The organism is Rhodococcus sp. 05-339-2 (genome assembly GCF_002258965.1).
Taxonomy (GTDB): Bacteria; Actinomycetota; Actinomycetes; order Mycobacteriales; family Mycobacteriaceae; genus Rhodococcoides.
Window position 1 is genome coordinate 410,467 of record NZ_NOYW01000008.1, and the last position, 26,974, is coordinate 437,440.

Sequence of the window (26,974 nt, forward strand, 5' to 3'; positions counted from 1 at the left end):
TAGTAGGGTGGAAAGTGTGAACTCGAGCACCGAAGCCCTGGAGTCCCCAGCGACTCCAGGGCGCAACAAGACCGCGAAAATCCTGTTTGCCGTCGTGACGGTGATCGCCGTGGCCGCCCTCGCAGCGGCAGTGTTCTTCGGGTACGGCTGGGGCAACGCGCTTCTGAGCCAGAAGCCCACCGCGGACACCAGGGACGCGGCGCTCACCGGAGCGCAGCAGGCGGCAGTCAACCTCAACACGGTCGACGCGGCGCAGATCGATCAGTCGTTCGACAACATGAAGTCGGCCATCACCGGCGACTTGATGCTCAACGACCTCGAGCAGACGCGGTCGGGCATCACCGATCAGGTTCGTCAGTCCGGCGCCAAGAGCGAGGCCGAGGTCCTGCACGGCACGCTGACGGAGCTGAGCACGGACGAGAACACCGCCACTGCTCTGGTGGTCATTGCGACGACCACCACCTGGCCCGATCGCGTCGAGCGAAGCAAGCTGACGATGCGTCTGGCCATGGAGGAGGTCGACGGGGTGTGGAAGACCAACAAGGTCGACCCCATCGGTTCACGGATCTCGCTCGACAACCCGAACACCAACCCCGTCGTCCCGACCGATCCGGGCGGCCCCGCCGACCCGAACGCGGTCGACCCGAATGCGGCCGACCCCAGTGCGGAAGCGACGCCGGCTCCCCAGCCGGACACCGGCGGCAACTGAGGTACCCGGCAGTGGTGTCTTCCGTCTGTACCGAAGTGAGTTTCGAAGGAGTTCTGTAGTGCCTCCCCAGCGTCGCAAGATCGTTCCACCCACCACCACCAGCAAAGTACGGCGCAAGGTGGCCGGCACCGGGAAGCCGACTGCTGCATCCACCGTCACGGGCTCGACCACCGAGGGATCCGCGGCCGACGACACGACGGCTGTCACGACTCCGCCGCCGAGCACGCCGATTCTCGACAAGCCCGCAACGGACAAGCCCGCAACGGACAAGGCTGCAACGGACAAGCCTGTTCTCGACAAGCCTGTTCTCGACAAGGCCGCGACCGAGGAACCCGCACTCGACAAGCCTGCAGAAGGCGAATCTGCCGACGAATCCACCGCAGCCGAGTCGTCCACCGCCGCTGAGTCCTCCACTGTCGCTGGCTCGTCCACCGCGTCGGGGTCGGGTATCGGCTGGAAGCACGTGATCGTCGTTGCGGTCATTGCCGTCGTGCTCGGCGCGTTCGCTGCCGTTGCCGCGTTCAAGCCGTTCGCCACGATCGACAATGCGGCCTGGGTGGATTCCGCGGCGACGCAGGAAGTCACATCGGCTGCGACCGATGCGTTGCAGACTCTGTACACGTACAAGGCCGCCACGATCGACGCCGATTTCGACGCGGCGCGTGCAGTGCTCAATCAGTCGATGCTCGACGAGTTCAACTCCACTGCCGAAACCACCAAATCGGCTGTGGTGCAGACGGATACGGGGACCGAAGCGATGGTCACCGATATCGGAGTCACGCGGCTGGAGGACGGCATGGCCGAGTTGATCGCCAACGTGAACATCAGTGCCACCCAGAACGGCGTTGCGTCGGGCAGTGCCGAGGGTCCGTTGACGGTGAACATGGAGAAGGTCGACGGCGCCTGGAAGCTGTCGGCCATCGACGATCAGTAGGAGCTCAGCCAGCATTCGATCCGGCCCCGTTCGACGCAGAAGCCCTGCTCGGACGGGGCTTTTTCGTGGGCTTTTCCGCCATCTGTCACCGGCTTTCCATCGCGTTACCATCGCGATTGCGTCCTGGCTTGGGACGAGCCCTGGTTGTTCGGGACAACCAATCGAAGCTCGACAGCCAGGGGTGGATCCGATGAAAACGGAGCATGCTGGTCATGACTGACACAACTATCGAATATTCCGTGGTGGAATCCAGGTCCGGTCGATCGGGGTTTGCCGAGCACGTCAATCCCGAACTGTATCGGCTGTTGTCTGCGCTGAATCTGGATCGCGAGTACGTGCGCGGCGACGGGACGGTCCTGTTCGACGCCTCGGGTCGTCGTTATCTCGACTTCGCCGGGGCGTACGGTGCGCTCCCGCTCGGGCACGGTCCCACTCCGATCTGGCAGGCGGTCAACGACGTTCGTTGCAGTGGAGAGGCGATTTTCGTACAGCCTTCGGTGTTGAGCGCGGCCGGTGAACTGGCGGATCGGTTGGGGCGCATCGCACCCGACGGATTGACGCGGACGACGTTCGTCAACAGTGGTACCGAGGCCACCGAGGTGGCGCTGAAGATCGCGCGAGCGCACACCGGTCGGCTGGGGGTACTGACGACCGGGAACAGTTTTCACGGCAAGACTCTCGGTGCTCTGTCTGCGACGGGAAACGTCAAGTACCAGAGCGGTTTCGGTGCTCCGGTCGAGGGATTCGATCACATCGAGTTCGGTGATTCGGATGCGCTCGACGCGGCACTGGCGGCGGACCCCGGGCACTATGCGGTGTTTCTGGTGGAACCGATTCAGGGTGAGGGTGGAGTGGTGTGTCCGCCCGACGGTTACCTGCGCCGCGTGCGGGAGATCTGTGATCGGCACGGGGTGTTGATGGCCCTCGATGAGGTGCAGACCGGGCTCGGCCGGACCGGCAGGATGTTCGCGGCGGAGCACGAGGGCGTGGTGCCGGACATCCTGACCGTCGCCAAGGCGCTCGGTGGCGGCATCGTGCCGGTGGGTGCGGTGTTGTGTGCGCCGAGGCTGGTGAACGAGAGTTTCGCGCTGCGCCACACGTCCACGTTCGCGGGCAACGCATTGGCTGCGCGGGTGGGTATCGCGGTTCTCGACGAGTTGACCCGGGACGACTGCGCGGTGGTGGAGAACGCGGCCGTTCTCGGGCGGCAGTTGAAGCACGATCTGAGTGTGTTGGCAGAGAAGTACCCGTCGGTGGTCACCGAGGTGCGCGGACGCGGGTTGTTGCTCGGCATGGAATTCACCGCGGACGTCAACATGGTCGGGCGGCAGTCGTTGCTGGGATCGATTGCCGATCAACACAATCTGGCCGTGGTGATCTGCTCCTACCTGCTCAACGTCGAGGGGATTCGAGTGGCTCCGACCCTGTTCGGTAACAGGGTGATTCGGATCGAACCGCCGCTGACGGTGTCGGCGGTGCAGTGCTCGCGGCTGGTCGCAGCACTGGATCGGGCGTTGGGGTACGCGGCAGCGGGGGACATGGACGGCTTGTTCGGGCATCTGCTCGGCCGCCCGACCGTCGCCACTCCGCCTGCTCTCGAGGCGTTGCGTCCGGGTCGAACGCCCGATATCGCTGTGCGGGCGACGGATCGTCGCTTCGCGTTCATCGCGCACCCTCTCGATCTGGGGTTCTTCGCGGCGTTCGATCCGGCACTGGAGGTGTTCGATCACGGCGAGCGGCAGGATCTGCTCGAGCGGTTCGCGGCGTCGACGTCCGAGCTCGAACCTGCGTCGTTCGTCATCGGCAGTGGCCGAGTCGTCGGAGGTGGGGAGGCGACGGCGCACGGCGATCTGATCGGGCTGCCGTACACCTCCGAGCAGTTGCTGCGTCTGCCGACCGAGCGTGCGCTCGCTGTGGTGGGCGGGGCCGTCGAGCTGGCGATCTCGCGCGGTGCGACGGTTGTCGGGTTGGGCGGCTATTCGTCGGTGATCACCGGGAACGGGTTGGGCCTCGGCGCGACGACGCGTCCGATCACCACCGGCAACACGTTCACCGCTGCGGCGAGTCTGCGGGCTGTCCGACGCGTGTGTCGTGAACGCGGTATCGATGTCGCGCGGGCTCGGGTGACGATTCTCGGTGCCGCCGGGGCGATCGGGCGAACCATCGGCAAGCAGTTGGCGGGCGAGGTCGGCGGCATCGTGTTGGTCGGCAGGAAGGGGGAGAGTTCGGTCATCGCGCCCAAGTTGTGGGCGGCTGCGCAGGAGATGGTGGCGAGTGCTCGGGTCGGTGCGGGTTCGGGGGATCTGGCCGGGGCCGCGCACGCGGTCGACGGCGATCTGGACGATCTGATCAGGTCGCGCCATGTCGAGTTCTTCACCGATCCCGTTGCTGCGGTGAAGGATTCGTTGATCGTCATCGCTGCCACGTCGGCACCGCATGCGCTGATCGATCCGACGGATCTGATGGAGGGTGCCATCGTCTGCGATGTGGCGCAGCCGCCGAACATCGGCAGGGACGTGTGCAGTGAGCGGCCCGACGTCACGGTGTTCGACGGCGGCATCGTGCGGGTGCCGTCGGGTTCGGATTTCGGGTTGACCTACGGGTTGGCTCCGGGGCTGACGTACGCCTGCATGGCCGAGACGATGCTGATCGCGTTGTCGGGTGAGTTCGGTCTGCGCAGCATCGGGACCACCCTCGACGGCGACAGCGTGGAGCGGTTGGGTGAGCTGGCCGATGTCCACGGGTTCGCGCTCGCCGAGGCCACGCGGTGGCGCGAGGCCGACCGGTAGACGGCAGGGGGCGGGGCGCGTCGGCGTCCCCGCCTCCGGCTGCGTCAATGGACCATTGCACACGTCTCGGCGGTGCAGTGGTCCATCGACGCGACCGGTTCGAGTGCGGTCTCACGGAAAACGGATCGGGCCGAACCTCTTGACGAAGGGGGCGGCACGGGTCAGTCTTGTCGTCAGGAGCACCCCCAGTGGTTTTTCGAAGCGCAGTGGTTTCGGCATCGGGCGTCCGGCAGGCGACACGCTTTCGCCGAGTCAGCGCGTGAGTGGACCCCGGGTGCTACTTTTGATGCCCCCGTTGCGCTGTGCGCACATTTGGGGTACCTTTGGACGTTGCGCTGGCTGCCTCCTGTCCACCTCTCGATCGCTGTTACCCGAAAGCACGTTTTCGGGCCGCTGTGATGGGGATTCGGTCTGGTTGCACCAGCCGAAATTCGCCCCACATATAGCAAACAGATACAGCGGCGGTCGCACTGCACGAGCGACCCGCGTGAGGTGCTGGAAGGACGCATCTTGGCAGTCTCTAGCCAGACCAAGGCAGTTGTCGGAACACCGGGAGCCCCGAGGAGGGTTTCGTTCGCGAACATTCGCGAGCCGTTGGAGGTACCCGGTCTCCTCGATGTACAGACGGATTCGTTCGAATGGCTGGTAGGTGCGCAGAGTTGGCGTGACCGTGCCGCCGCCCGGGGAGACAGCAGTGTCGCCGGTGGACTCGAGGACATCCTGACCGAGCTCTCTCCGATCGAGGATTTCTCGGGCTCGATGTCTCTGTCCTTCTCCGACCCACGATTCGACGAGGTCAAGGCCTCGACGGATGAGTGCAAGGACAAGGACATGACGTACGCGGCTCCGCTGTTCGTCACGGCCGAGTTCATCAACAACAACACCGGTGAGATCAAGAGCCAGACGGTCTTCATGGGTGATTTCCCGATGATGACCGACAAGGGCACCTTCATCATCAACGGCACCGAGCGTGTCGTGGTGTCGCAGCTGGTGCGTTCTCCGGGCGTCTACTTCGATCATTCGATCGACAAGACCACCGAGAAGGACCTGCACAGCGTCAAGGTGATCCCCGGCCGCGGCGCATGGCTCGAGTTCGACGTCGACAAGCGCGACACCGTCGGTGTCCGTATCGACCGCAAGCGTCGCCAGCCCGTCACGGTGCTGCTCAAGGCTCTCGGCTGGTCCACCGAGCAGATCACGGAGCGCTTCGGCTTCTCCGAGATCCTCATGGCCACCCTGGAGAAGGACAACACCGCCGGTACCGACGAGGCACTCCTCGACATCTACCGCAAGCTGCGTCCGGGCGAGCCGCCGACCAAGGAGTCGGCGCAGACCCTGCTGGAGAACCTGTTCTTCAAGGACAAGCGCTACGACCTCGCTCGCGTGGGTCGCTACAAGATCAACAAGAAGCTCGGCCTCAACTCGGGTCAGCCCATCGTGGCGTCGACCCTCACCGAGGAAGACATCGTCGCGACCATCGAGTACCTGGTGCGTCTGCACGCAGGTGAGACCTCGATGACCGCGCCCGACGGCGTCGAGGTTCCGGTCGAGGTCGACGACATCGACCACTTCGGCAACCGTCGTCTGCGTACCGTCGGCGAGCTCATCCAGAACCAGATCCGCGTGGGCCTGTCCCGCATGGAGCGCGTCGTGCGCGAACGTATGACGACTCAGGACGTCGAGGCGATCACGCCGCAGACCCTGATCAACATCCGTCCCGTCGTCGCTGCGATCAAGGAGTTCTTCGGAACGTCCCAGCTCTCGCAGTTCATGGACCAGAACAACCCGCTGTCGGGTCTGACGCACAAGCGTCGCCTGTCGGCACTGGGACCCGGCGGTCTCTCTCGTGAGCGCGCCGGCCTCGAGGTCCGCGACGTTCACCCGTCGCACTACGGCCGCATGTGCCCCATCGAGACCCCGGAAGGCCCGAACATCGGCCTGATCGGATCGCTCTCGGTGTACGCACGCGTCAACCCGTTCGGGTTCATCGAGACCCCGTACCGCAAGGTCGTCGACGGCAAGGTCACCGACGAGGTCGATTACCTGACCGCCGACGAGGAGGATCGCCACACGCTCGCGCAGGCGAACTCTCCGGTCGACGATTCGGGCCACTTCATCGAGGACAAGATTCTCGTCCGTCGTAAGGGTGGAGAGGTCGAGTTCGTCTCGTCCGACGACATCGACTACATGGACGTCTCGCCGCGACAGATGGTTTCCGTCGCAACCGCGATGATTCCGTTCCTCGAGCACGACGATGCCAACCGTGCCCTGATGGGCGCCAACATGCAGCGTCAGGCCGTCCCGCTGGTTCGCAGCGAGTCGCCGATCGTCGGAACCGGCATGGAGCTGCGTGCAGCCGTCGATGCCGGTGACGTCGTCATCACCGAGAAGACCGGTGTCGTCGAAGAGGTCTCCGCCGACTACGTCACGGTCATGGCCGACGACGGATCGCGCAAGACCTACCGGATGCGCAAGTTCGCGCGCTCCAACCAGGGCACGTGCGCCAACCAGCGTCCGATCGTGGACGAGGGTCAGCGCGTCGAGTCCGGCCAGGTCCTCGCCGACGGCCCCTGCACCGAGAACGGTGAGATGGCACTCGGCAAGAACCTGCTGCTGGCGATCATGCCGTGGGAGGGCCACAACTACGAGGACGCGATCATCCTGTCGCAGCGCCTCGTGGAAGAGGACGTTCTCACCTCGATCCACATCGAGGAGCACGAGATCGATGCTCGCGACACCAAGCTCGGTGCCGAGGAGATCACTCGCGACATCCCGAACGTCTCCGACGAGGTCCTCGCAGACCTCGACGAGCGCGGCATCATCCGGATCGGTGCCGAGGTTCGTGACGGCGACGTGCTGGTCGGAAAGGTCACGCCGAAGGGCGAGACCGAGCTGACCCCCGAAGAGCGCCTGCTGCGCGCCATCTTCGGTGAGAAGGCTCGCGAAGTTCGCGACACCTCGCTCAAGGTTCCGCACGGCGAGAACGGAAAGGTCATCGGCATCCGCGTCTTCTCGCGTGACGACGACGACGATCTGCCTCCCGGCGTCAACGAGCTGGTCCGCGTGTACGTGGCTCAGAAGCGCAAGATCCAGGACGGCGACAAGCTCGCCGGCCGTCACGGCAACAAGGGCGTCATCGGCAAGATCCTCCCGCAGGAGGACATGCCGTTCCTGCCCGACGGCACCCCGATCGACATCATCCTCAACACCCACGGTGTTCCGCGTCGTATGAACATCGGTCAGGTCCTCGAGACCCACCTGGGTTGGATCGGCAAGACCGGTTGGAACGTTCAGATCGCCGCGGACGGCACGAAGCCCGATTGGGCCGAGCGTCTGCCCGAGGAGATGTTGGCGGCTCCGGCCGACAGCAACATCGCCACCCCGGTGTTCGACGGTGCCAAGGAGAATCAGCTCGCCGGCCTGCTGGAGAGCACGATCCCCAACCGCGACGGCGAGCAGATGGTCGGACCCGACGGAAAGGCCACGTTGTTCGACGGCCGCTCCGGCGAGCCGTTCCCGTACCCGGTGTCGGTGGGCTACATGTACATCATCAAGCTGCACCACTTGGTCGACGACAAGATCCACGCTCGTTCGACCGGGCCGTACTCGATGATCACGCAGCAGCCCCTCGGTGGTAAGGCACAGTTCGGTGGTCAGCGCTTCGGTGAGATGGAGTGCTGGGCCATGCAGGCCTACGGTGCCGCGTACACGCTGCAGGAGCTTCTCACCATCAAGTCGGACGACGTTGTCGGCCGCGTGAAGGTGTACGAGGCGATCGTCAAGGGCGAGAACATCCCGGAGCCCGGTATCCCCGAGTCCTTCAAGGTGCTCCTCAAGGAGCTCCAGTCGCTGTGCCTCAACGTGGAGGTGCTGTCTTCGGACGGCGCAGCCATCACGATGGCCGATGGTGACGACGAAGACCTCGAGCGTGCCGCAGCCAACCTGGGAATCAACCTCTCCCGCAACGAAGCAGCCACGGTCGACGACCTCGCTCAGTAGTTCTGTGATCCCCGTGCCTGCGTCACTGCAGGCACGGGGGTGATCACGCTTTTTCTGATTCGGTATCACAACACCCATAACGGGGAAAGGAAGTTACGTGCTCGACGTCAACTTCTTCGATGAACTTCGCATTGGCCTTGCCACTGCGGACGACATCCGTCAGTGGTCCTACGGCGAGGTCAAGAAGCCGGAGACCATCAACTACCGCACGCTCAAGCCCGAGAAGGACGGCCTCTTCTGCGAGAAGATCTTCGGCCCCACTCGGGACTGGGAGTGCTACTGCGGCAAGTACAAGCGCGTCCGCTTCAAGGGCATCATCTGTGAGCGCTGTGGCGTCGAGGTCACTCGCGCCAAGGTGCGTCGTGAGCGCATGGGCCACATCGAACTGGCGGCTCCCGTCACGCACATCTGGTACTTCAAGGGTGTGCCGTCGCGTCTGGGCTACCTGCTCGACCTGGCTCCGAAGGATCTCGAGAAGATCATCTACTTCGCTGCCTACGTCATCACCACGGTCGACGACGAGCTCCGTCACAACGAGCTCTCGACGCTCGAGGCCGAGATGGAGGTCGAGAAGAAGGCCGTCGCAGATCAGCGCGACGCCGATCTCGAGGCTCGTGCGCAGAAGCTCGAAGCCGACATCGCCGAGCTCGAAGCCGAGGGTGCCAAGTCCGACGTGCGCCGCAAGGTCAAGGACGGTGGCGAGCGTGAGATGCGTCAGCTCCGTGACCGCGCGCAGCGTGAGCTCGATCGTCTCGAGGAGATCTGGACCACGTTCACCAAGCTCGCTCCCAAGCAGCTCATCGTCGACGAGCTCATCTACCGCGAGCTCATCGACCGGTACGGCGAGTACTTCACCGGTGCCATGGGTGCCGAGTCGATCCAGAAGCTCATGCAGACCTTCGACATCGATGCCGAGGCGGAGTCTCTTCGCGAGACCATCCGCAGTGGCAAGGGTCAGAAGAAGCTGCGTGCGCTCAAGCGTCTGAAGGTCGTCGCTGCGTTCCAGGCCGGCCGCAATTCGCCGATGGGCATGGTTCTCGACGCTGTCCCGGTCATCCCGCCGGAGCTTCGTCCGATGGTGCAGCTCGACGGTGGACGTTTCGCGACGTCCGACCTCAACGACCTGTACCGCCGCGTCATCAACCGCAACAACCGCCTCAAGCGTCTGATCGATCTCGGTGCCCCCGAGATCATCGTCAACAACGAGAAGCGGATGCTGCAGGAGTCGGTCGACGCCCTGTTCGACAACGGCCGTCGTGGACGTCCGGTCACCGGACCGGGTAACCGCCCGCTCAAGTCGCTGTCCGACTTGCTCAAGGGTAAGCAGGGTCGCTTCCGTCAGAACCTCCTCGGCAAGCGCGTCGACTACTCGGGCCGTTCGGTCATCGTCGTCGGCCCGCAGCTCAAGCTGCACCAGTGTGGTCTGCCGAAGCTGATGGCTCTCGAGCTGTTCAAGCCGTTCGTGATGAAGCGCCTGGTGGATCTGAACCACGCGCAGAACATCAAGTCGGCCAAGCGCATGGTCGAGCGTCAGCGTCCGCAGGTGTGGGACGTTCTCGAAGAGGTCATCGCCGAGCACCCCGTGCTGCTGAACCGTGCACCCACCCTGCACCGGTTGGGCATCCAGGCGTTCGAGCCTCAGCTCGTCGAGGGCAAGGCCATCCAGCTGCACCCGCTCGTGTGTGAGGCGTTCAACGCCGACTTCGACGGTGACCAGATGGCTGTCCACCTCCCGCTGTCCGCCGAGGCCCAGGCCGAGGCACGCGTGTTGATGCTGTCCTCGAACAACATCCTCTCGCCGGCATCGGGCCGTCCGCTCGCCATGCCGCGTCTGGACATGGTGACGGGTCTGTACCACCTGACGCGTCTCGACGCCGGTGCTGTCGGCGAGCGCGTCGACGCGTCGACCGATCAGGCCGAGTTCGGGGCGTACTCCTCCCCGGCCGAGGCTCAGATGGCCGTCGACCGTGGAGCGCTCACGGTGCAGTCGCAGATTCGGGTTCGTCTCACCACGCAGCGCCCGCCGCGTGACATCGAGAACGAGCTGTTCCCCGAGGGCTGGAACCGCGGCGACGCGTGGACCGCCGAGACCACTCTGGGACGCGTGCTGTTCAACGAGCTGCTTCCGGCGGACTACCCGTTCGTCAACGAGCAGATGCCGAAGAAGCGTCAGTCGACCATCATCAACGATCTCGCCGAGCGTTACCCGATGATCGTGGTCGCGCAGACCGTCGACAAGCTCAAGGACGCAGGCTTCTACTGGGCCACGCGTTCGGGTGTCACCATCTCGATCTCCGACGTCCTCGTGCCGCCGGAGAAGCCGCAGATCATGGAGACCTTCGAGGCTCAGGCCGATCAGATCGAGAAGAAGTACCAGCGTGGCGCACTCGACAAGGTCGAGCGCAACTCCGCACTGGTCAAGATCTGGCAGGACGCGACCGAGCAGGTCGGTAAGGCCATGGAGGCCCACTTCCCCGACGACAACCCGATCCCGATGATCGTGAAGTCCGGCGCAGCCGGAAACATGACTCAGGTTCGCTCGCTCGCCGGCATGAAGGGCTTGGTGACCAACCCGAAGGGTGAGTTCATCCCGCGTCCGATCAAGTCCTCCTTCAAGGAAGGCCTGACGGTTCTCGAGTACTTCATCAACACGCACGGTGCTCGTAAGGGTCTGGCCGACACGGCGCTTCGTACCGCCGACTCGGGCTACCTGACGCGTCGTCTGGTCGACGTCTCGCAGGATGTCATCGTTCGGGAAACCGACTGTGGCACCGAGCGCGGCATCGTCACGACGATCGCCGAGAAGACCGCCGACGGCAAGATGATCCGCGACGCTCACGTCGAGACCAGCACGTACGCCCGCACGTTGGCGAACGACGCTGTCGACGAGAACGGCACGGTCATCGTCGCTCGCGGACACGATCTCGGTGACCCGGCCATCGACGCGCTGCTCGCTGCGGGCATCACGTCGGTCAAGGTTCGCTCGGTGCTCACCTGCACCACGGGAACGGGCGTCTGCGCCACCTGCTACGGCCGCTCGATGGCCACCGGCAAGCTGGTCGACATCGGTGAGGCCGTCGGTATCGTTGCCGCGCAGTCCATCGGTGAGCCCGGAACCCAGCTGACCATGCGTACCTTCCACCAGGGTGGTGTCGCCGGAGATGACATCACCGGTGGTCTGCCTCGCGTGCAGGAGCTGTTCGAGGCGCGTGTGCCGAAGGGCAAGGCTCCGATCGCGGACGTGTCGGGACGCATTCAGCTCGAGGACGGCGATCGTTTCTACAAGATCACCATCGTCCCGGACGACGGCGGCGAAGAGGTTGTCTACGACAAGCTCTCCAAGCGTCAGCGTCTGCGCGTCTTCAAGCACGACGACGGCACCGAGCGCCTTCTGGCGGACGGTGACCACGTCGAGGTCGGCCAGCAGCTCATGGAAGGTGCTGCCGATCCGCACGAGGTCCTGCGTGTGATGGGTCCCCGTCAGGTGCAGATCCACCTCGTCAACGAGGTCCAGGAGGTGTACCGGTCGCAGGGTGTGTCGATTCACGACAAGCACATCGAGACGATCGTGCGCCAGATGCTCCGTCGCGTGACGATCATCGACAGCGGCTCCACCGAATTCCTGCCCGGTTCACTGACCGAGCGCAGCGAGTTCGAGTCGAGCAACCGTCGCGTCGTCTCCGAGGGTGGCGAGCCCGCAGCCGGACGTCCGGTCCTGATGGGTATCACCAAGGCATCGCTGGCCACCGACTCGTGGCTGTCGGCTGCGTCCTTCCAGGAGACCACTCGTGTGCTGACCGATGCGGCGATCAACTGCCGTAGCGACAAGCTCATAGGTCTCAAGGAGAACGTCATCATCGGTAAGCTCATCCCGGCTGGTACCGGCATCAACCGGTACCGGAACATCACGGTGCAGCCGACCGAGGAGGCGCGTGCCGCGGCATACGCGGTGCCGTCGTACGACGATCAGTACTACAGCCCGGATGGCTTCGGCCAGGGAACCGGCGCTGCAGTGCCGCTCGACGACTACGGTTTCTCCAACGAATACCGCTAGAGCGACTCCGTCGCATGTGAGCAGAACTTCGTAGCCCACTACGAATTTCCGCTCACGACGACAGAGCCTGCAGACAAATGCCCCGCATCGACTTCGGTCGGTGCGGGGCTTTGTCGTCAGTTGTGACCGTGCTGCGTCAGGACCGGAAGAACTCCAGCATGTCGGCGTTGATCGTCGCTGCTTCCGTCGTCGGCATGCCGTGCGGGAAGCCGGGGTAGGTCTTCAGCGTGCCGTTGGGCAGTAGCTTCGCCGAGAGCGCACCCGCGTTCTGGTAGGGCACCACCTGGTCGTCCTCGCCGTGCAGCACCAGCGTCGGAATGTTCACCCCACGCAGGTCGTCGGTGAAGTCGGTCTGTGAGAAGGCGACCACGCCGTCGTAGTGGGCTTTCGCACCCCCGATCATTCCCTGACGCCACCAATTGGCGATGACGCCTTCCGACGGGGTGGCCCCGGGCCGGTTGTAGCCGTAGAAGGGGCCCTCGGCGAGAGTGCGGAAGAAGTCGGCACGGCGCGTGGCGACCTGAACCTGGACGTCGTCGAAGAACGACTTCTCGATACCGCCGGGGTGGTCGTCGGTCTTGACCATGATCGGCGGTACCGCACTGATCAGCACCGCCTTGGCTGCGCGTTCTTCTCCGTGGCGCGCCAGGTAGCGGACTACCTCGCCGCCGCCGGTGGAGTGGCCGACGTGGATCGCGTCGGTCAGATCGAGGGCTTCGACCACGGCGGCGAGGTCGTCGGCGTAGTGGTCCATGTCGTGCCCGTCACCGACCTGTTGGGACCGACCGTGACCGCGTCGATCGTGGGCGACGACGCGATAGCCGTGCTCGAGGAAGAACATCATCTGGGCGTCCCAGTCGTCCGACGACAGTGGCCAGCCGTGGCTGAAGACGACAGGCTGACCCGACCCCCAGTCCTTGTAGAAGATCTCGACGTTGTCCGGTGTTGTGATGGTTGGCATGCAAGCAGTCTTGCCCGGACTGCTAGCTGCGCGGTACCACCGTGTGGGTCGAGAACCGCTCGTTTTGCGACATCGGCAATTGGGGCGCGAACCGCTGCTGATAGCTGCGCGGGGAGGTCCCGATTCGGGCGACGAACGCTCGTCGCATCACTTCGCAGCTCGAATACCCGGCTCGACGGGAGGCCTCGCCGACGGTGTAACCGGTGTGCAGGGCCTCACGAGCCAACTCGAATCTCGTCGACGCGACGAATTCGGCCGGCGAGCTGCCGAGTTCGGACTGGAACAGGCGGGTGAGCTGACGGGTGCTGAGGGCCGCGAACCGAGCCAGCTCTGCCACGGTGTGTGGTAGCCGGGGGTTGTCCCGGATGTGGTCGGCCACTCGGCGGACTGTTCCGGTACGGGGGATCGGGCCCGACAGCGACGACGAGAACTGCGATTGTCCACCGCCTCGCTGCATGTACACCAGCAGTCCCTGCGCCGCAGCCCTCGCCACTTCGGGGCCGTGGTCGTCCTCGACGAGAGCCAGTGCGAGGTCGATGCCGGCCGCAACGCCCGCCGAGCTGTACAGGCGGCCGTCTCGGACGAAGATGGCATCCGGATCGACCGTGAGGGCGGGGTAGAGGCGTTGCAGGTCGGACGTGAACTTCCAGTGCGTCGTCGCTCGCCGGCCGTCGAGTAGGCCGGCCGCGGCGAGTACGAACGCCCCTGTGCACACCGATGCCATCCGACGGGTCCGTGCAGCGAGATCGGCTGCGGCTCCGACGAGTTCGGCCGTGACCAGGCGAATCGGATCGAATTCACTACCGGCGATGATCACGGTGTCGAATCGTCCGGATTCCGCGACCGGGCGAGTGGACACCGTCGTCCCGATCGAGGTGCTGACGTCTCCGCCGCCGGGTGAGAGGATCACCACCTCGTATTCGACGGCGGGCTGCTGATTCGATTCGACGAAGACCTCGGCGGGTCCGACGAAATCGAGCATCTTCACCCCGTCGAACACCAGGAAAGCGATCCGTCGGCTGCTGCGGAACTCTGGAAGCGCGTCGTCCATGCCTACAGAAACTACCGCCGCTGGGCGGTGAGTTTTCGCCATCACTCGAGTCGTTACCGGTATGACCAACCAAGAACCCAGCACCATCGTGAACATCGGCGTGGCCATGTTCACCGTCGCAGATCAGGACGCGGCTCTCGACTTCTATTCGCGCGTGCTCGGCTTCGAGATTCGCGGCGATCTGCGATTCGGCCCCGAAAACGAATACCGATGGCTGGAGGTGGCCCCGCCGGGATCGACGGCGCGGCTCGCCCTGAACCCGCCGATGGGAGGAACGCCCGGCGGCGGATCCATCGGTGTCGAGACAGCCGACGTCGCGGCCGAACACAAGCGTCTGAGTGCACTCGGCGGAGTCGATCTCGACGACTTCATGGAAGAAGTCGACGGTGTTCCGCCCATGTTCGCGCTGCGTGATCCCGACGGCAATTCGGTGTGGGTCGTGCAAGCCTGACGGTTCGACCGGCTATCCCCGGTCGATGAACGTGTACAGCTCGGCGATCGTGCCGTCCTTGATGACGGCGAAGTCCTGGCCGGTGACGACGGCTGGGGCGTCGGTGAGGAGTGCGGTGATCACTCACCGAGCGGACGGTCTCGACCACCGACGGCCGCGCCACGGATGCCGTTCTGACCGAGGCGGGCCGGGCGGCTCTGGACGCGTCGGCGGCGGGTCACGTCGAGCTGGTGCATCGCCTGTTCTTCGACGGATTGGCAACCGAGGAGGTCGCTGCTCTCGGATCGATCCTCACTCGTCTGCGTGACCACGTGCGAACCAACGGGACGCTGCCTCGGCCGCAGTGACACCCTCCACCTCATACGGCAACGGTTCGTTCACTCGTGATGGCAGACGGCCTCGAGGTCGATGCCGTTGAGGTCGCGCACGAAGGATCCGTAGTACATGGCGTGGTATTCCGGCTGCAGTCCCGGCGGCCGGAGCTCGACTGCTCCTGCCGAGACTGCTGCCGCGTGGAAGGCGTCGACGGTGGCGCGATCCGGGGCGCTGAACGCGAGATGGGTGTGGGGTCCGATGGCCGATCCCGGTGCGTCGACGATCCAGAAGAAGGGCTTCACGTTCGCCCAGCCGAACGCGATCATGGCGAGCTGGTTGGCCTCGGGGGTGTGCGGTACCCGCATGATTTCGCTGATCCCCAGCGGTGCGAGTGCAGCACCGTAGAACTCGGCGCTGGCGGCGAGATCGGTGACGCCGATGTTGAGGTGGTCGATTTGGGAGCCGGTGCGGTCGATGTTCGTCATGCGCTCGAGTGTGGCCGAGGTCGCGGACGACTTCGGTCCTGAATCGAATGACAACGTCGTGTTCACTTTCCCGTTCGATCGATGACGGGCACAGTTCGCTCGGGCGCGAGAGCCTCGAAGGATGGTGAGACGGGGTAACGAGATACGGTTCGGGCAGGACATCTCTCTGCGTGCCGGGGCCACGCGTCGACAGTTCCTGACATGGAGTGCGCTGGTGGGGGCGCTGGCGTTCACTCCCGAACTCGCGGGAACCACGGCGACGGCAGGTGCGCAGTCCGTGGTGACCCCGGACTACCCGTTCCGCCTCGGCGTGGCATCCGGCGACCCACTGCCCGATTCGGTGGTGCTGTGGACCAGACTCGCCACCGATCCCTTCGCGCCACTGGGTGGAATGACTCCCGGCGTGGTGCCGGTGCGGTGGCAGATCTCGGCGGACGAGCGATTCGCGAGCATCACCCGCGAAGGTATCGAGCTGGCCACCGAGTTCGACGGCTGGTCGATTCACGTCGACGTCCGAGGTCTCGAGCCAGCTCGTGAGTACTTCTATCGCTTCCTCGTCGGGCCGCATGCCAGCCCGGTGGGCCGCACCAAAACTGCACCGGCACTGGGCCAACCGTTGAGCAAGCTCGACTTCGCGTGGGCGTCGTGCCAGAAGTGGGAGGACGGCTACTTCGGCGCGTACCAGGACTTGGCCGCGTCGAATCTCGATGTGGTGTTCTTTCTGGGCGACTACATCTACGAGTACGCGATCAAGGACGAGGGTGCCAGGCAGGGCGAGCCGCGCACCGAATCCGCTGCCCGAGAAACCATGGTGCTCAGCGACTATCGCGACCGATATGCGCTGTACAAGGCGGACGAGAATCTTGCTGCGGCCCACGCGTCGGCACCGTTCGTCTCGACGTTCGACGATCACGAGGTGGACAACAACTGGGCCTCGCAGATCAGCCAGGACGACGACGATCCGCGAGAGTTCTTGTTGCGCAGAGCCGATGCGTTCAAGGCGTGGTGGGAGAACACTCCGGTTCGGGCGAATCTGAAGCCCGTCGGACCGGACATGACGGTCTATCGCCGGTTCTCGTTCGGAGATCTGGTGGACTTCTCGGTACTGGACACGCGGCAGTACCGCAGCGATCAGGCGCACGGCGACGGCGAGCATGCGCAGGACGCCGAGACGGCAGATCCGTCGCGCACGATCACCGGTGCAGCGCAGGAGAAGTGGATACTCGACGGTTTCGCATCACCGTCGAGGTGGAACTTCCTGGCGCACCAGACGGTCATCTCGGACCTGGCCCGTGGGCTCGGCAGCGATCGCAAGGTCGGGATGGACCCGTGGAGCGGATACGAGGCGTCTCGGCACCGAATTCTGGACGGGGCCAGGGATCGTGGCACGAAGAACGTCGCGTCGATCGTCGGCGACATTCATCGCACGATCGTCTCCGAACTGCGCCGCGACTACCAGGATCAGGCGTCGCCGATCCAAGGTGTGGAGATCGCGACCACCTCGATCGCGTCGGGTAAGGACGGTGCCGATGTCGACTCGGCCGGTGCGGCCATCGCCGAAGCTTCTCCGCACGTCAAATACGGAAATGCTCGGCGCGGCTATCTCCGTGGCACGCTGACGAACACCGAATGGCGTTCGGAGGTCAGGGTTCTCGATCGCGTCTCCACACCGGGGGCATCGGTACGAACCGCAGCGACGGTCACCGTCCCCGAAGGCCGCCCCGAGATTCAGCTGGGCTGACGCCGGTCATTGACGGATCGCGAACATCGGCATCGCCAGACCGAGCAGCATCACGGTGAACAGCAACCATGCCGCGCCCTGCCAGATCGGCCACGTGCCACCGGCACGGTAGGACCTGTATCCCAACGTCGGAGCTCCGATGCCGCCGAGGAAGCACACTGCGGGCACCGACGCGGCCAACACGGGATTCGTGCGGTCGACGACCAGGAACAGCGCGGTCAGTGCCGCAGCCACCGCCACCACGGCCGCACAGTATCCGGCCGCTCTGCGAAAGACGACGGGGTCGTTCCAGCGCTTTTCGACGTCGCGGTCGGCGATGGTGCGTTCGGTCGGATCGTTGGCGGGCATACCTGTGGGTTACCCGCTGCGCGCGGGTCTACCCACATGTCGGCCGGTCAGCGACCGTCGGCGATGATCTGTGCGACGTTGCGTTCGGCGAGTGCGGTGATGGTCAGCGACGGGTTCGCGGCCCCGGTGCTGCCCGGGATCAACGCACCGTCGACGACGTAGAGCCCGGGGTGGCCCTTCACCCGGCCGTAGCCGTCGGTGACGTCGCCCAGCACCGCGCCGCCGAGGGGGTGGGCGGTGAAGGTGTCGTCGACGTCGCGGGTGAACGGTTCGGCCGCGACGATGGTTCCGCCGGCCTGGGCCATCCGATTCTGTACTGCGCGTAGGGCTTCGACGGTGTCCCGGCTGCCGCCCTTCGGCCAATTCAGCGTCAATCGGTCTGTGGCGGAATCGAATCCGAAGTTTCCGCGCAGTGGGTCGATGGTCATGCCGAGTGAGCCGATGAATCCGAGATTCACGGGAACGCCTGGCACGTACCAGTTTTCGACGGTCAGTGGCAGTGAGGAGTCGTCGACGATGCGGGATGCGCAGGGCGCACCTTGCGGTCCGGCGGACATCGGCCCCAGCGACCGTGTCATCGACGCGTCGCCGTTGGTGCCCCAGCCGGTGCCGACGAATTCGTTGAGGTTCGGCAGTGCGCCGGTGGTGCGGGCGCGCATCAGCAGTTCGGTGGTGCCGATGGATCCGGCTCCGAGGACGAGCGTGTCGCAGGTGACGGTGCGTGTCTCGACGATGTTGCCGAACGGGTCGAGGCGTTCGATTTCGACGCGGTAGCGGTCGCCGGATTCGGTGCCGATCGCTGCGACGCGGTGGCTGTGGCACACCGTCGCACGGCCGGTGGCCTCGGCCTGGGGGATGTAGTTCTGCGTCAGGTCGTGCTTGGCACCGTTGGAGTTGCCGAAGGTGCTCGCGCCGACGGTCGCGGACGGCCGCGAGCGTCCGGCGAGCTCGTCGCGGACGACGTTCCAGTTCCAGTTGCCGTCCACTGCCTGTGGGGTGAACCCGGCCCGCCGGGCGTGGTCGTCCCAGGTGCGCGAGTGCGAGAAGTTCGGGCTGTTGTAGACGTCCTCGGGCATCGGCGACGGCCGGAGCATCGAGCGCGCCTTCGGGTACCAGGTGGCGGCCATCTCGTCGTGGTTCAGGCGTCCGCCGAATGAGGCGTCGAAGAACTTCTTGTCGGGGGCGATGGTGACGCCGGTGTAGACGATCGAGCCACCGCCGACGGCTGCGCCGCGCCAGACCGAGAGGTTCTCGTACCGGGTGGTGTCGAGTACGCCGCCGAACAGGTCGACCGGTCCGACGGGCATTCCGGTGATGTTGGTGAACGAGGTCTGCTGCCACAGTCCGCGTCCGTCGGCGGTCATGTCGGCGGTGAAGATCTCGCGCCACGGGTCACGTGGCCAGCGCAGTCCACGTTCGAGGACGGTGACCTGGGTGCCGGCCTGTGCCATACGAAGGGCGGCAGCGCTGGCACCGAATCCGGAGCCGATGACGAGGACGGGAGAGTGGTCCGGTGGGCGCGGGGGATCGGCGAACAGCTCGGGGACCAGTGATCGGATTCGTTCGGCACCGATGGGGAGTGCGCCTGCTGTGGAAGAACCCGGTGCCCCGGCGGAGCCCAGGACCGGAGCGGCGGCAGCGCCGAGCATTCCGGCAGCGGCCAAACGCAGCAGTTGCCTTCGATTCACGGAAAACTTCCCCCTAGTACGTGCGGACAGCGCTCTCGATTGTGTCGTGTTTGCTGTAAGAAAGCGAACACTTCGGTCGGATATAGGGACGGCTCCCAGCTCGGCCTCAGGTTTGCCTGTCACACTCCGCTCATGGTTTCGGCATCGGTGGCTCTGTTACTGCTCTTGGCAGCGGTAGTGGGCATCGCAGCGCACCTTGTCGACGCCCGTGGGCAGGCGATGCTCGTCTTCGGTGCTTTGGCACATGTCCTCATGCTCGCCGCGGTGCCGGGCACTGTTCTCGCGGCCGTGGCGTTCGGTTGGTGGGGGCTGGCGGCGGGCGCGGTTGTATCGGTGGGCGCCGCCGCCACACAGATTCCTCTGCACAGGCACCGCTCCCGGACGGCGGCCGAGTCGGAGCTGACGGTGTTGCATGCCAACATCTGGTTGGGTCAGGCCGATCCCGACGCGTTGGTCGCGCTGGTCGAGCGGCACCGACCCGACGTGCTCACTCTCGTCGAACTGACGCCGGAGGCCGACGCCCGCCTTCGCCCGGTGCTGTCCGGCTCGTTGCCGTACGCGCACGTCAGCGCTGCTCCCGGCGGCGAGGGCACCGGAATCTACAGTCGCTTCCCGCTCGTCGACGAGCAGCGTCACGACGGTTTCGTGACAGAGCTGCTCTCCGCGCGGGTGGAGATGCCGGGCCGGCCGCTGGTGTTCGCGGTCCATCCGGTGCCGCCGTGGCCGCGGGAGCCGTCCGAATGGGTACGTGAGCTGGGGCTGTTGCGCCAGCTGCTGGCCAAGATCCCCGTCGACGACGGTCCGGTGGTGGTGGCGGGCGACTTCAACGCGACGCAGGACCATCGGCGGTACCGAGATCTCCAGGACGGCCGGTTCGTCGATGCGGCGGTGGCCACCGGGGCAGGCATGCTCAGGACGTACCCGGCGCACACGTGGTATCCGCCGGTGATCGCCATCGACCACGTTCTGGTGGCAGATCTGGCCGTTGGATCGGTGGAAGCCGTGACGATTCCCGGCTCCGACCACCGCGGCATCCTGGCTCGGCTGGCCTTCGGTCCCGGTCAGCGCTGATCAGGACTGTGCGGGCAGTTGCTGCACCGACCACTTGTTGCCGTCGGGGTCGGCGAAGTACACGAACGTGCCCCAGCCCTCGTCCTTCGGCGGGTCGATGGTCAGGCCGGCTGAGGTGAGGTGCTCGTAGGCCTGCTGGACGTTGTCGACGACCATCAGGATTCCGGCGCCCTTGCCCGGCTCGGCGTCGGTGATGTTCTCGCCGATCGCGATGGAGCACGCCGAGCCCGGGGGAGTGAGCTGGACGTATCGGATGCCGTCCCAGGGGCGGGCGTCATGGTCGGCGTTGAAACCGATCGATACGTAGAAGTCCTTGGCGCGGTCCACGTCGGTGACTGCGAGGGTGACGAGTTCGAGCTTCATGGTGAGGTTCATGACGCAATGATGAGCGCCATTGCGGACACATTCGGTCCGCGTCGAACGAACAGTTCGAGAAATATGCCCGACGCCTCGTCGGTTGAGATATCCGTGTTCTTCTCATTGCTCGACAGGTCCCGCACGCGATCCGGTTTCGACGACGCCTCGGCTCTGCGTCATACCGTCGAACGAGCGGTACATGCGGAGAAGATCGGGTTGCATCGGTTCTGGGTGGCCGAGCATCACGGCGTTCCCGGGATCGCGTCGGGCGCGCCTGCGGTTCTCGCGGCGGCGGTGGCGTCGCGCACCTCGCGCATTCGCGTCGGATCCGGCGGAGTGATGCTGCCCAACCATCAGCCGCTGGTCGTGGCCGAGCAATTTCTGATGTTGGAGTCTCTGTTTCCCGGCCGGATCGACCTCGGTGTCGGTCGCTCCCTCGGTTTCACCGAGCCGGTTCGGGCAGCATTGCGCAGTGAGCGGACCGACACGTTCGAGGCCGACATCGCCGAATTGCGTTCCTATCTGGACGGTTCGGGTTCGGTGACGGCCCGGCCCGCTGTCCCGTCTCCGCCGGTGTTCGTACTCGCGACGGGAGCCGGTCTGGAGGTTGCCGCTCGCGCCGGGCTTCCGGTCGTCGTCGGCGGACCGATAGTGCATCAGGATGATCCATTGGCGCTCTACCGCAAGAATTTTCGTCCCTCGCCGTCGAATCCCTCACCGTACGTGATCGTTTCGTTGGACGTCACCATCGCAGCGGACACCGCCGATGCCCGCAGGCTCGCCGTCCCGGAGGCGTGGGCGATGGCCAGATCCAGACGTGAGGGCGAGTTCCCGGCTCTGCAACCGGCGTCGGGGATCGATGAATCACAGTGGACGCCGCAGACGCGGAATCGAATCGAGGCGTCGTTGGCGTCGAGCATCCTCGGCACGGCCGGGCAGGTCCGTCCGCGGCTGGAGGAGGTGGTCGAGCGCACCCGCGCGAACGAGATCATGGCGTCGACGTCGACGTACGATCGCGCCGAATTGTTCGACGCCGATGCCGCGTTCGCTCAGCTCGCAGGGGTGGCGGGCTGAACCGGTGCCGTCGCTGCCAGGGCGGCCACCAGGTCGCGTTGAATGTCGGTGATGGGCACGGTCGCGTCGACCACTGCCGATACCGGGAGTCTCAGTCTGCGGTCGGCCTCGGTGCGGAAGACCAGGCCGGTCTTGGGGGTGCTGTCGGCGGTACTGGCGTACAGGATGGACCAGCATTGTGGGTTCTTGAGGAGTTCGGCGCTGGCGGTGTGATCGGACGCCACGGGCGGGCCGAAGCTCAGTGGCAGTCCGCTCCGTTTCATCTCACGCTCGATCACCCGGTGCAGCAGGATCTGTTCGCTCCGTTTGGGAAGTAGCAGGGGGTAGCCGGCGAGCTGACTCAGACTCGGGTTGCTCTCACCCGCCAGAGGATGCCCCTCGGGGAGGACGACGACGAGGTCTTCGGTCCACAGCTCGGTGACGTGCAGACCGGAGCGTTCGACGCTGCCGCGGATCAGCGCCACCTGGCAGTCGCCGGACGTCACCGCTTCGATCTGTTCTGCGAATCGTTTCAGGACGAAGTCGATCTCGGCGTCGGGATGGCGCTCGCGTACCGCGACGATGGCGGAGATGGCGTTGGCTGCGAAGGTCATGTTTCCGGTCAGGCGCAGCTGATTACGTTTGCGCGTCGTCAGCGCCAGGGCGGCTTGCTCCAGCTCCACCATGTGCCGGGCGATGGACACCAATTGTGCTCCGACAACGGTCAATCGGACGGTACGAGAGGTTCGCTCGAACAGGGGCTCACCGATTTCTCGTTCCAACTTGGAGATCTGCAGGCTGATCGCCGATTGCGAGACGTAGCAGCGTTCGGCGGCGCGGGAGAAGTTCAGTTCCTCCCCGACCGCGAGGAAGTATTTCAGCTGCCGCAGTTCCATGCGGCCATTCAATCATGAGTTCTGCTCATAGATGCTATTTCAACTTCCGCGTTGATAGAGCATCGCGGTCGGAGTTTCATGGAGGTAGTTCTTCGTAGAGGGAAAGACTCGAGCCGAAAAGGAAAGTGCTGTGCAAACGTACGACGTCGTCATCGTGGGATCGGGATTCGGAGCATTGGCCGCCGCCAAGTCTCTGGGCAAGGCCGGTGTGACGTTCTCGCTGATCTCCAGCACCACCGAGCACCTCTTTCAGCCGCTGCTCTACCAGGCCGCAACCGGAATGCTCTCGACGGGCGAGATCGCCCCGCCGATCAGGCGTATTCTCGCGCAGTACGACTCGGCCGACGTACGTCTCGGACGCGTCGTCGATGTCGATCCCGAGGCGCACCAGGTCACCTACATCGGTGCAGGGCAGAGTCACACCATCGGCTTCGGTCGTCTCATCGTCGCCACGGGAGCCACGCAGGCGTACTTCGGTCGTGACGAGTTCAAGGACCGCACGTTCGCGCTCAAGACCGTCGACGACGCGATCGCTCTGCGTGAGCAGATTCTGAGCTGCTACGAATCCGCGCACCTGACAACCGATTCGGCTGCTCGCAAGGAGCTGTTGAGCTTCGTCGTCGTCGGTGCAGGCGCGACGGGTGTCGAGCTCGCAGGCCAGATCAGGGATCTCGCGCACCGCTACTTCGCCGGCTCGTTCCCGGACATCGATCCCGACGACGTCACGGTGACCCTCGTCGACGGTGTCAAGGAAGTGCTGCCGGCGTTCGGCGGCAAGCTCAGCGCGTACGCCCGTACGAAGCTCGAGAAGTCGGGCGTCGACGTCGTCACCGGTGCCATGGTCACCGATATCGCCGACGACGTGGTGACGGTGCAGGACGTGGACACCAAGACGTCGAGGACGTTCGCCGCCAAGACGGTCATCTGGTCGGCGGGCGTGCAGGCCAGTGATCTGGCGGCCACCGTCGCCGAGCGGACCGGGTGTGAGACCGACCGTGCCGGACGGCTTCTCGTGCACGACGACCTGACGGTCGGTTCGGCGAAGGACATCTACGCGATCGGCGACGTGACGTCGCTCAACAAGTTGCCCGGTCAGTCGCCGGTGGCGATGCAGCAGGGCAGGCACGTTGCGAAGATGATCATCGGAAAGGTCGACGCGGGAACGCCGTTCGAGTACACCGACAAGGGCAGCATGTCGATCGTCGGCCGCTTCAGCGCGGTGGCACGACTGTTCGGCAAGGTCGACATGTCGGGACCGATCGCGTGGATCATGTGGCTCGCGGTGCACCTGATGTACCTGGTCGGCTTCCGGAACCGCTACGTTGCGGTGGTGTCGTGGATGACCTCGTACATCGGCGACAAGCGACCGCACTTCCAGTACACCGACCATTCCGCTTCGCTGGAGGAGCACACCAGTGAGACTGCCGACGAAGACGAGCGCAGAGCGGCCTAGTTGTGAGGGCCTAGGTCGCGATGCCGTTGCGGTAGGCCCAGATCACCACGTGCACTCGGGTATTGACCTCGAGTTTGCGGCAGATGTTGCCGATGTGGGTCTTGACGGTGCTCTGTTCGACCTGCAGTGAACGGGCGATCTCGTTGTTGCCCAGTCCCTCCGCAAGTAGTCGAACCACTTCCATTTCGCGCAGACTCAGGTCGTGTTGCGGTGCAACGGGAGTGGTTCGACTGGGCCTGCCCCGGCGAGCGAACTCTGTCATCAAGCGCGGGGTCAGTCGTGGAGAGAGCACCGCTCCGCCGTCGGCGACGGTGACCACCGCGTCGGCGAGTTCGTCGGGGTCGGCGTCCTTGAGCAGGAAGCCGGACGCTCCGCTGTCGAGAGCTGCGAACACGTACTCGTCGAGGTCGAACGTGGTGACGACGATGACGCGAACGCTCTCGAACTGTGCCAGTATCTCGCGCGTTGCGGTCAGTCCGTCGCCGTTCGGCATCCTGATGTCCATCAGTACGACGTCCGGTCGCAGTGCCGACACCTGCTGCACGGCATGCCTTCCCGAGCTCGCGTGCCCGACGACCTCGATGTCGGGATGGCCGGCGAGGAACAGCTCGAATCCCTGCCGGACGACGGGCTGATCGTCCGCGATGAGGACGGTGATCATGCCGGCATCTCCTGTGGTCGAGAGATCTTTCCGCCGACAGGTAGTCGAGCACGCACGGTCCACGTCGTTCGGTCGTCGGACGATCCTGCATCGAGGGTGCCGCCGAGTAGTGCGGTGCGCTCACGCATTCCGGGGATGCCGAACCCCTGACCCGAGGACTCGCGCAGCTCGGAGCTGTCCGGCGTGAGCGTGTTGGTGACGGTCACCTCGATGGCCGAGTGTAGGTCGGATACCTCGACGTAGACATCGCAGTTCGGCGCATGGCGTCGGGCGTTGGACAGCGATTCCTGAACGACGCGATAGCACGTCAACTGCACCGCGCTGTCGGTGTCATCGCTGTCTGCGAGGATACTCGTGTCGATGCGCCCGAACGACATTCGTGACTGGTCGATCAGTTCGGGAAGGTCGGCGATCATCGGCTGCGGATTGCTGTTGTTCGTCTCGCTTGGACGCAGTATGCCGACGATCTGGCGTAGGCTGTCGAGGGTCCGTTGGCCGTGTTCGATTGCGCCGGTGAGTAGTTCGCGTGCCTGCTCGGGGTTGCTCGTGATGAGTGTCTTGGTTGCCTTGGCTTGGATGAGCATGCCGGTCAGGTGGTGGGCTGCGACGTCGTGTAGTTCGCGTGCCATGGCTCTTCGTTCGTTGTCCAGGGCTGCATTCAGCTGTTGCCGGTGTTCGAGTTCGGCTCGGCCCAGGGCGGCCTCGCTCTCGAGTTCCTGCGCGCGGTTTCGTGCGATGTACTTGCCCAGTGCGATGAGCACCGCGTAGTTGATGGCGAGGTTCGCGATCTGCTCGGCGACCACGCCGATCGTGCCACCGGGGCCGGCCGCGGCATCCGGGTAGGACAGGCGGGTGTCGACGCTGACTGCGATTTCGAGAATCAGCCCGACGGCGATGGGGGCGAACAGGCGTGGCCCGGTCACCCGAATTGCCAAGGCGACGATGGCGAACCAGTACAGCGGGGTGAACCCGAGAGTCCGGTCCGGCAGGACGAGAATGAGCGCGACGCTGATCGCCACCACCGACAGGTATGCCGTGACGGGAAAGGATCGGCGCACGCACGTCACCGCGGTCATCGCCAGCAGGGCAACGACACTCACCGCGATCAGGGGTGGGCTGCTGACCAGTTCGTCCCGGGTGTCACCGACAGTGCCGGTGGAGAGTTGGAATCCGGCGTAGAAGAGAGTGGCCAGGAGCATTTCGATCGGCAGTACCACGGGATTGCGCGGCCGCCACGCGGGTCTGAACCTGCGCAGCATCCTGGAACCAGCCGGCACCCGAGCACCACCCAGCATCAGAGTCGACTCCGTTCTCCTGCCGCATCTTTCGAGCTCGAGCTCTTCGTACCCGCAGTTTTGGAACCCAGCACCCACAGCGGTCCGGTGACGAACCAGAAGAACGTGATGACGCCCAGTGGCTGGATCACGGTCTTCAGCGCTGCTGCCTGCTCCGAGTCTGCCACGGTGTAGGCCAATGCGTAGGTGATCACCAGCGCGATGGCGGCGGCGACGAGCCACTTCACGAATCCCCGGATTTCGTTGCGGTAGGCCTGCGGGCCGGTCGTCGGGGGCTTGACCGGTGCGGGTCCACCGGCGAATCGGTGCGCGAAGCGCACGTCGAGCCAGGCGACCGTCGAGTGCGCGAACACGACGGTCCAGCCGAGGTAGATACCTGCGAGGCGGTGGGCGAATTCGACGTCGCCGCCTCGGTGCAGATCCAGGGCCACCGCCGCGACGAGGACAAGATCGAGGACCGGGAGCAGGGCCAGGGTGACGGTGCTGGCGCGCCGCATCCGTGCCACGTAGCGCAGGCACAGGCCACCGATCACCAGAACCCAGAAGCCGACCTCACAGATCGCGATCGTCAGCAGAATCGGATTGTTCATGGACCCGATCTCACCGCAGCGGACGCCGCTGCGATACCCCCGCGGAGGCGTCGTACCTGGTGGTTCGGCCGAA

At 65.0% G+C, this 26,974-nt stretch carries 21 protein-coding genes; 10 read left to right on the forward strand and 11 right to left on the reverse strand.

The window, feature by feature from the left end; genetic code table 11:
- Positions 1-16: 16 nt before the first annotated feature.
- The 5 genes from CH273_RS08310 (at position 17) to CH273_RS08330 (ending at position 12,485) form a co-directional block, all read left to right on the forward strand.
- The gene (locus tag CH273_RS08310; protein ID WP_032393966.1) at positions 17-709 is read left to right on the forward strand and encodes a hypothetical protein; all 693 of its coding nucleotides are present in this window, start codon (positions 17-19) and stop codon (positions 707-709) included.
- Positions 710-767: 58 nt separating this feature from the next.
- On the forward strand, positions 768-1,643 hold the full coding sequence (locus tag CH273_RS08315; RefSeq protein WP_032393967.1) for a hypothetical protein: 876 nt from the start codon (positions 768-770) through the stop codon (positions 1,641-1,643).
- Positions 1,644-1,855: 212 nt separating this feature from the next.
- Complete coding sequence (locus CH273_RS08320) at positions 1,856-4,432, forward strand: aminotransferase class III-fold pyridoxal phosphate-dependent enzyme (RefSeq protein ID WP_032394187.1); 2,577 nt, start codon at positions 1,856-1,858, stop codon at positions 4,430-4,432.
- 492 nt (positions 4,433-4,924) lie between these two features.
- On the forward strand, positions 4,925-8,431 hold the full coding sequence (gene rpoB / locus CH273_RS08325) for a DNA-directed RNA polymerase subunit beta (RefSeq protein ID WP_032393968.1): 3,507 nt from the start codon (positions 4,925-4,927) through the stop codon (positions 8,429-8,431).
- Positions 8,432-8,528: 97 nt separating this feature from the next.
- Positions 8,529-12,485, forward strand: a complete 3,957-nt coding sequence (locus CH273_RS08330; RefSeq protein ID WP_032393969.1) for a DNA-directed RNA polymerase subunit beta' — start codon at positions 8,529-8,531, stop codon at positions 12,483-12,485.
- A gap of 136 nt (positions 12,486-12,621) precedes the next feature.
- On the opposite strand, the gene CH273_RS08335 is transcribed toward CH273_RS08330, so the two are convergent.
- Positions 12,622-13,446 carry an alpha/beta fold hydrolase gene (locus tag CH273_RS08335; protein ID WP_032393970.1) on the reverse strand — a complete coding sequence of 275 codons (825 nt, stop codon included), beginning with the start codon at positions 13,444-13,446 and terminating at the stop codon, positions 12,622-12,624.
- Positions 13,447-13,468: 22 nt separating this feature from the next.
- Positions 13,469-14,497, reverse strand: a complete 1,029-nt coding sequence (locus tag CH273_RS08340) for a GlxA family transcriptional regulator (protein WP_082322363.1) — start codon at positions 14,495-14,497, stop codon at positions 13,469-13,471.
- A gap of 61 nt (positions 14,498-14,558) precedes the next feature.
- On the opposite strand from CH273_RS08340, the gene CH273_RS08345 reads away from it, so the two are divergent.
- Positions 14,559-14,948: a VOC family protein gene (locus tag CH273_RS08345; RefSeq protein ID WP_052049250.1), complete on the forward strand. Its 390-nt coding sequence runs from the start codon at positions 14,559-14,561 to the stop codon at positions 14,946-14,948.
- 119 nt (positions 14,949-15,067) lie between these two features.
- Here CH273_RS08345 and CH273_RS27345 read toward each other — a convergent pair whose 3' ends face one another.
- On the reverse strand, positions 15,068-15,259 hold the full coding sequence (locus tag CH273_RS27345) for a hypothetical protein (protein ID WP_143546189.1): 192 nt from the start codon (positions 15,257-15,259) through the stop codon (positions 15,068-15,070).
- 66 nt (positions 15,260-15,325) lie between these two features.
- On the reverse strand, positions 15,326-15,748 hold the full coding sequence (locus CH273_RS08350) for a VOC family protein (RefSeq protein WP_032393971.1): 423 nt from the start codon (positions 15,746-15,748) through the stop codon (positions 15,326-15,328).
- 121 nt (positions 15,749-15,869) lie between these two features.
- Here CH273_RS08350 and CH273_RS08355 point away from each other — a divergent pair, with 121 nt between their 5' ends.
- Positions 15,870-17,489, forward strand: a complete 1,620-nt coding sequence (locus CH273_RS08355; RefSeq protein ID WP_032393972.1) for an alkaline phosphatase D family protein — start codon at positions 15,870-15,872, stop codon at positions 17,487-17,489.
- Between the two features lie 6 nt (positions 17,490-17,495).
- Here CH273_RS08355 and CH273_RS08360 read toward each other — a convergent pair whose 3' ends face one another.
- Both CH273_RS08360 and CH273_RS08365 read right to left on the reverse strand, forming a co-directional pair.
- Entirely contained in the window at positions 17,496-17,837 is a 342-nt protein-coding gene (locus CH273_RS08360; RefSeq protein WP_052049251.1) for a hypothetical protein, read from the reverse strand.
- Between the two features lie 47 nt (positions 17,838-17,884).
- Positions 17,885-19,525 carry a GMC oxidoreductase gene (locus CH273_RS08365; protein ID WP_032393973.1) on the reverse strand — a complete coding sequence of 547 codons (1,641 nt, stop codon included), beginning with the start codon at positions 19,523-19,525 and terminating at the stop codon, positions 17,885-17,887.
- 132 nt (positions 19,526-19,657) lie between these two features.
- On the opposite strand from CH273_RS08365, the gene CH273_RS08370 reads away from it, so the two are divergent.
- Positions 19,658-20,596, forward strand: a complete 939-nt coding sequence (locus tag CH273_RS08370; RefSeq protein WP_032393974.1) for an endonuclease/exonuclease/phosphatase family protein — start codon at positions 19,658-19,660, stop codon at positions 20,594-20,596.
- Here CH273_RS08370 and CH273_RS08375 read toward each other — a convergent pair whose 3' ends face one another.
- Positions 20,597-20,971 (reverse strand): VOC family protein, encoded by a 375-nt coding sequence (locus tag CH273_RS08375; protein WP_032393975.1) that lies wholly within the window; start codon positions 20,969-20,971, stop codon positions 20,597-20,599.
- Between the two features lie 93 nt (positions 20,972-21,064).
- Between CH273_RS08375 and CH273_RS08380 the strand changes: the two genes are divergently transcribed.
- Positions 21,065-22,027 carry an MsnO8 family LLM class oxidoreductase gene (locus CH273_RS08380; RefSeq protein ID WP_179275437.1) on the forward strand — a complete coding sequence of 321 codons (963 nt, stop codon included), beginning with the start codon at positions 21,065-21,067 and terminating at the stop codon, positions 22,025-22,027.
- Here CH273_RS08380 and CH273_RS08385 read toward each other — a convergent pair.
- Complete coding sequence (locus tag CH273_RS08385) at positions 22,003-22,902, reverse strand: LysR family transcriptional regulator (protein WP_032393977.1); 900 nt, start codon at positions 22,900-22,902, stop codon at positions 22,003-22,005. The two genes, CH273_RS08380 and CH273_RS08385, sit on opposite strands and share 25 nt — an antisense overlap.
- Before the next feature lie 130 nt (positions 22,903-23,032).
- On the opposite strand from CH273_RS08385, the gene CH273_RS08390 reads away from it, so the two are divergent.
- A complete protein-coding gene (locus tag CH273_RS08390) occupies positions 23,033-24,355 on the forward strand; it encodes an NAD(P)/FAD-dependent oxidoreductase (RefSeq protein WP_032393978.1) in 1,323 nt (440 codons plus the stop codon).
- A 10-nt stretch (positions 24,356-24,365) separates the two neighbouring features.
- Here CH273_RS08390 and CH273_RS08395 read toward each other — a convergent pair whose 3' ends face one another.
- Genes CH273_RS08395 through CH273_RS08405 form a run of 3 tightly spaced genes read right to left on the reverse strand, consistent with a single transcriptional unit; the run spans position 24,366 to position 26,901 of the window.
- On the reverse strand, positions 24,366-25,016 hold the full coding sequence (locus CH273_RS08395) for a response regulator transcription factor (RefSeq protein WP_032393979.1): 651 nt from the start codon (positions 25,014-25,016) through the stop codon (positions 24,366-24,368).
- Complete coding sequence (locus CH273_RS08400) at positions 25,013-26,275, reverse strand: sensor histidine kinase (RefSeq protein WP_179275438.1); 1,263 nt, start codon at positions 26,273-26,275, stop codon at positions 25,013-25,015. Before CH273_RS08400 ends, CH273_RS08395 begins: the two co-directional genes overlap by 4 nt.
- Before the next feature lie 35 nt (positions 26,276-26,310).
- Complete coding sequence (locus CH273_RS08405) at positions 26,311-26,901, reverse strand: hypothetical protein (RefSeq protein WP_052049253.1); 591 nt, start codon at positions 26,899-26,901, stop codon at positions 26,311-26,313.
- Positions 26,902-26,974 lie beyond the last annotated feature (73 nt).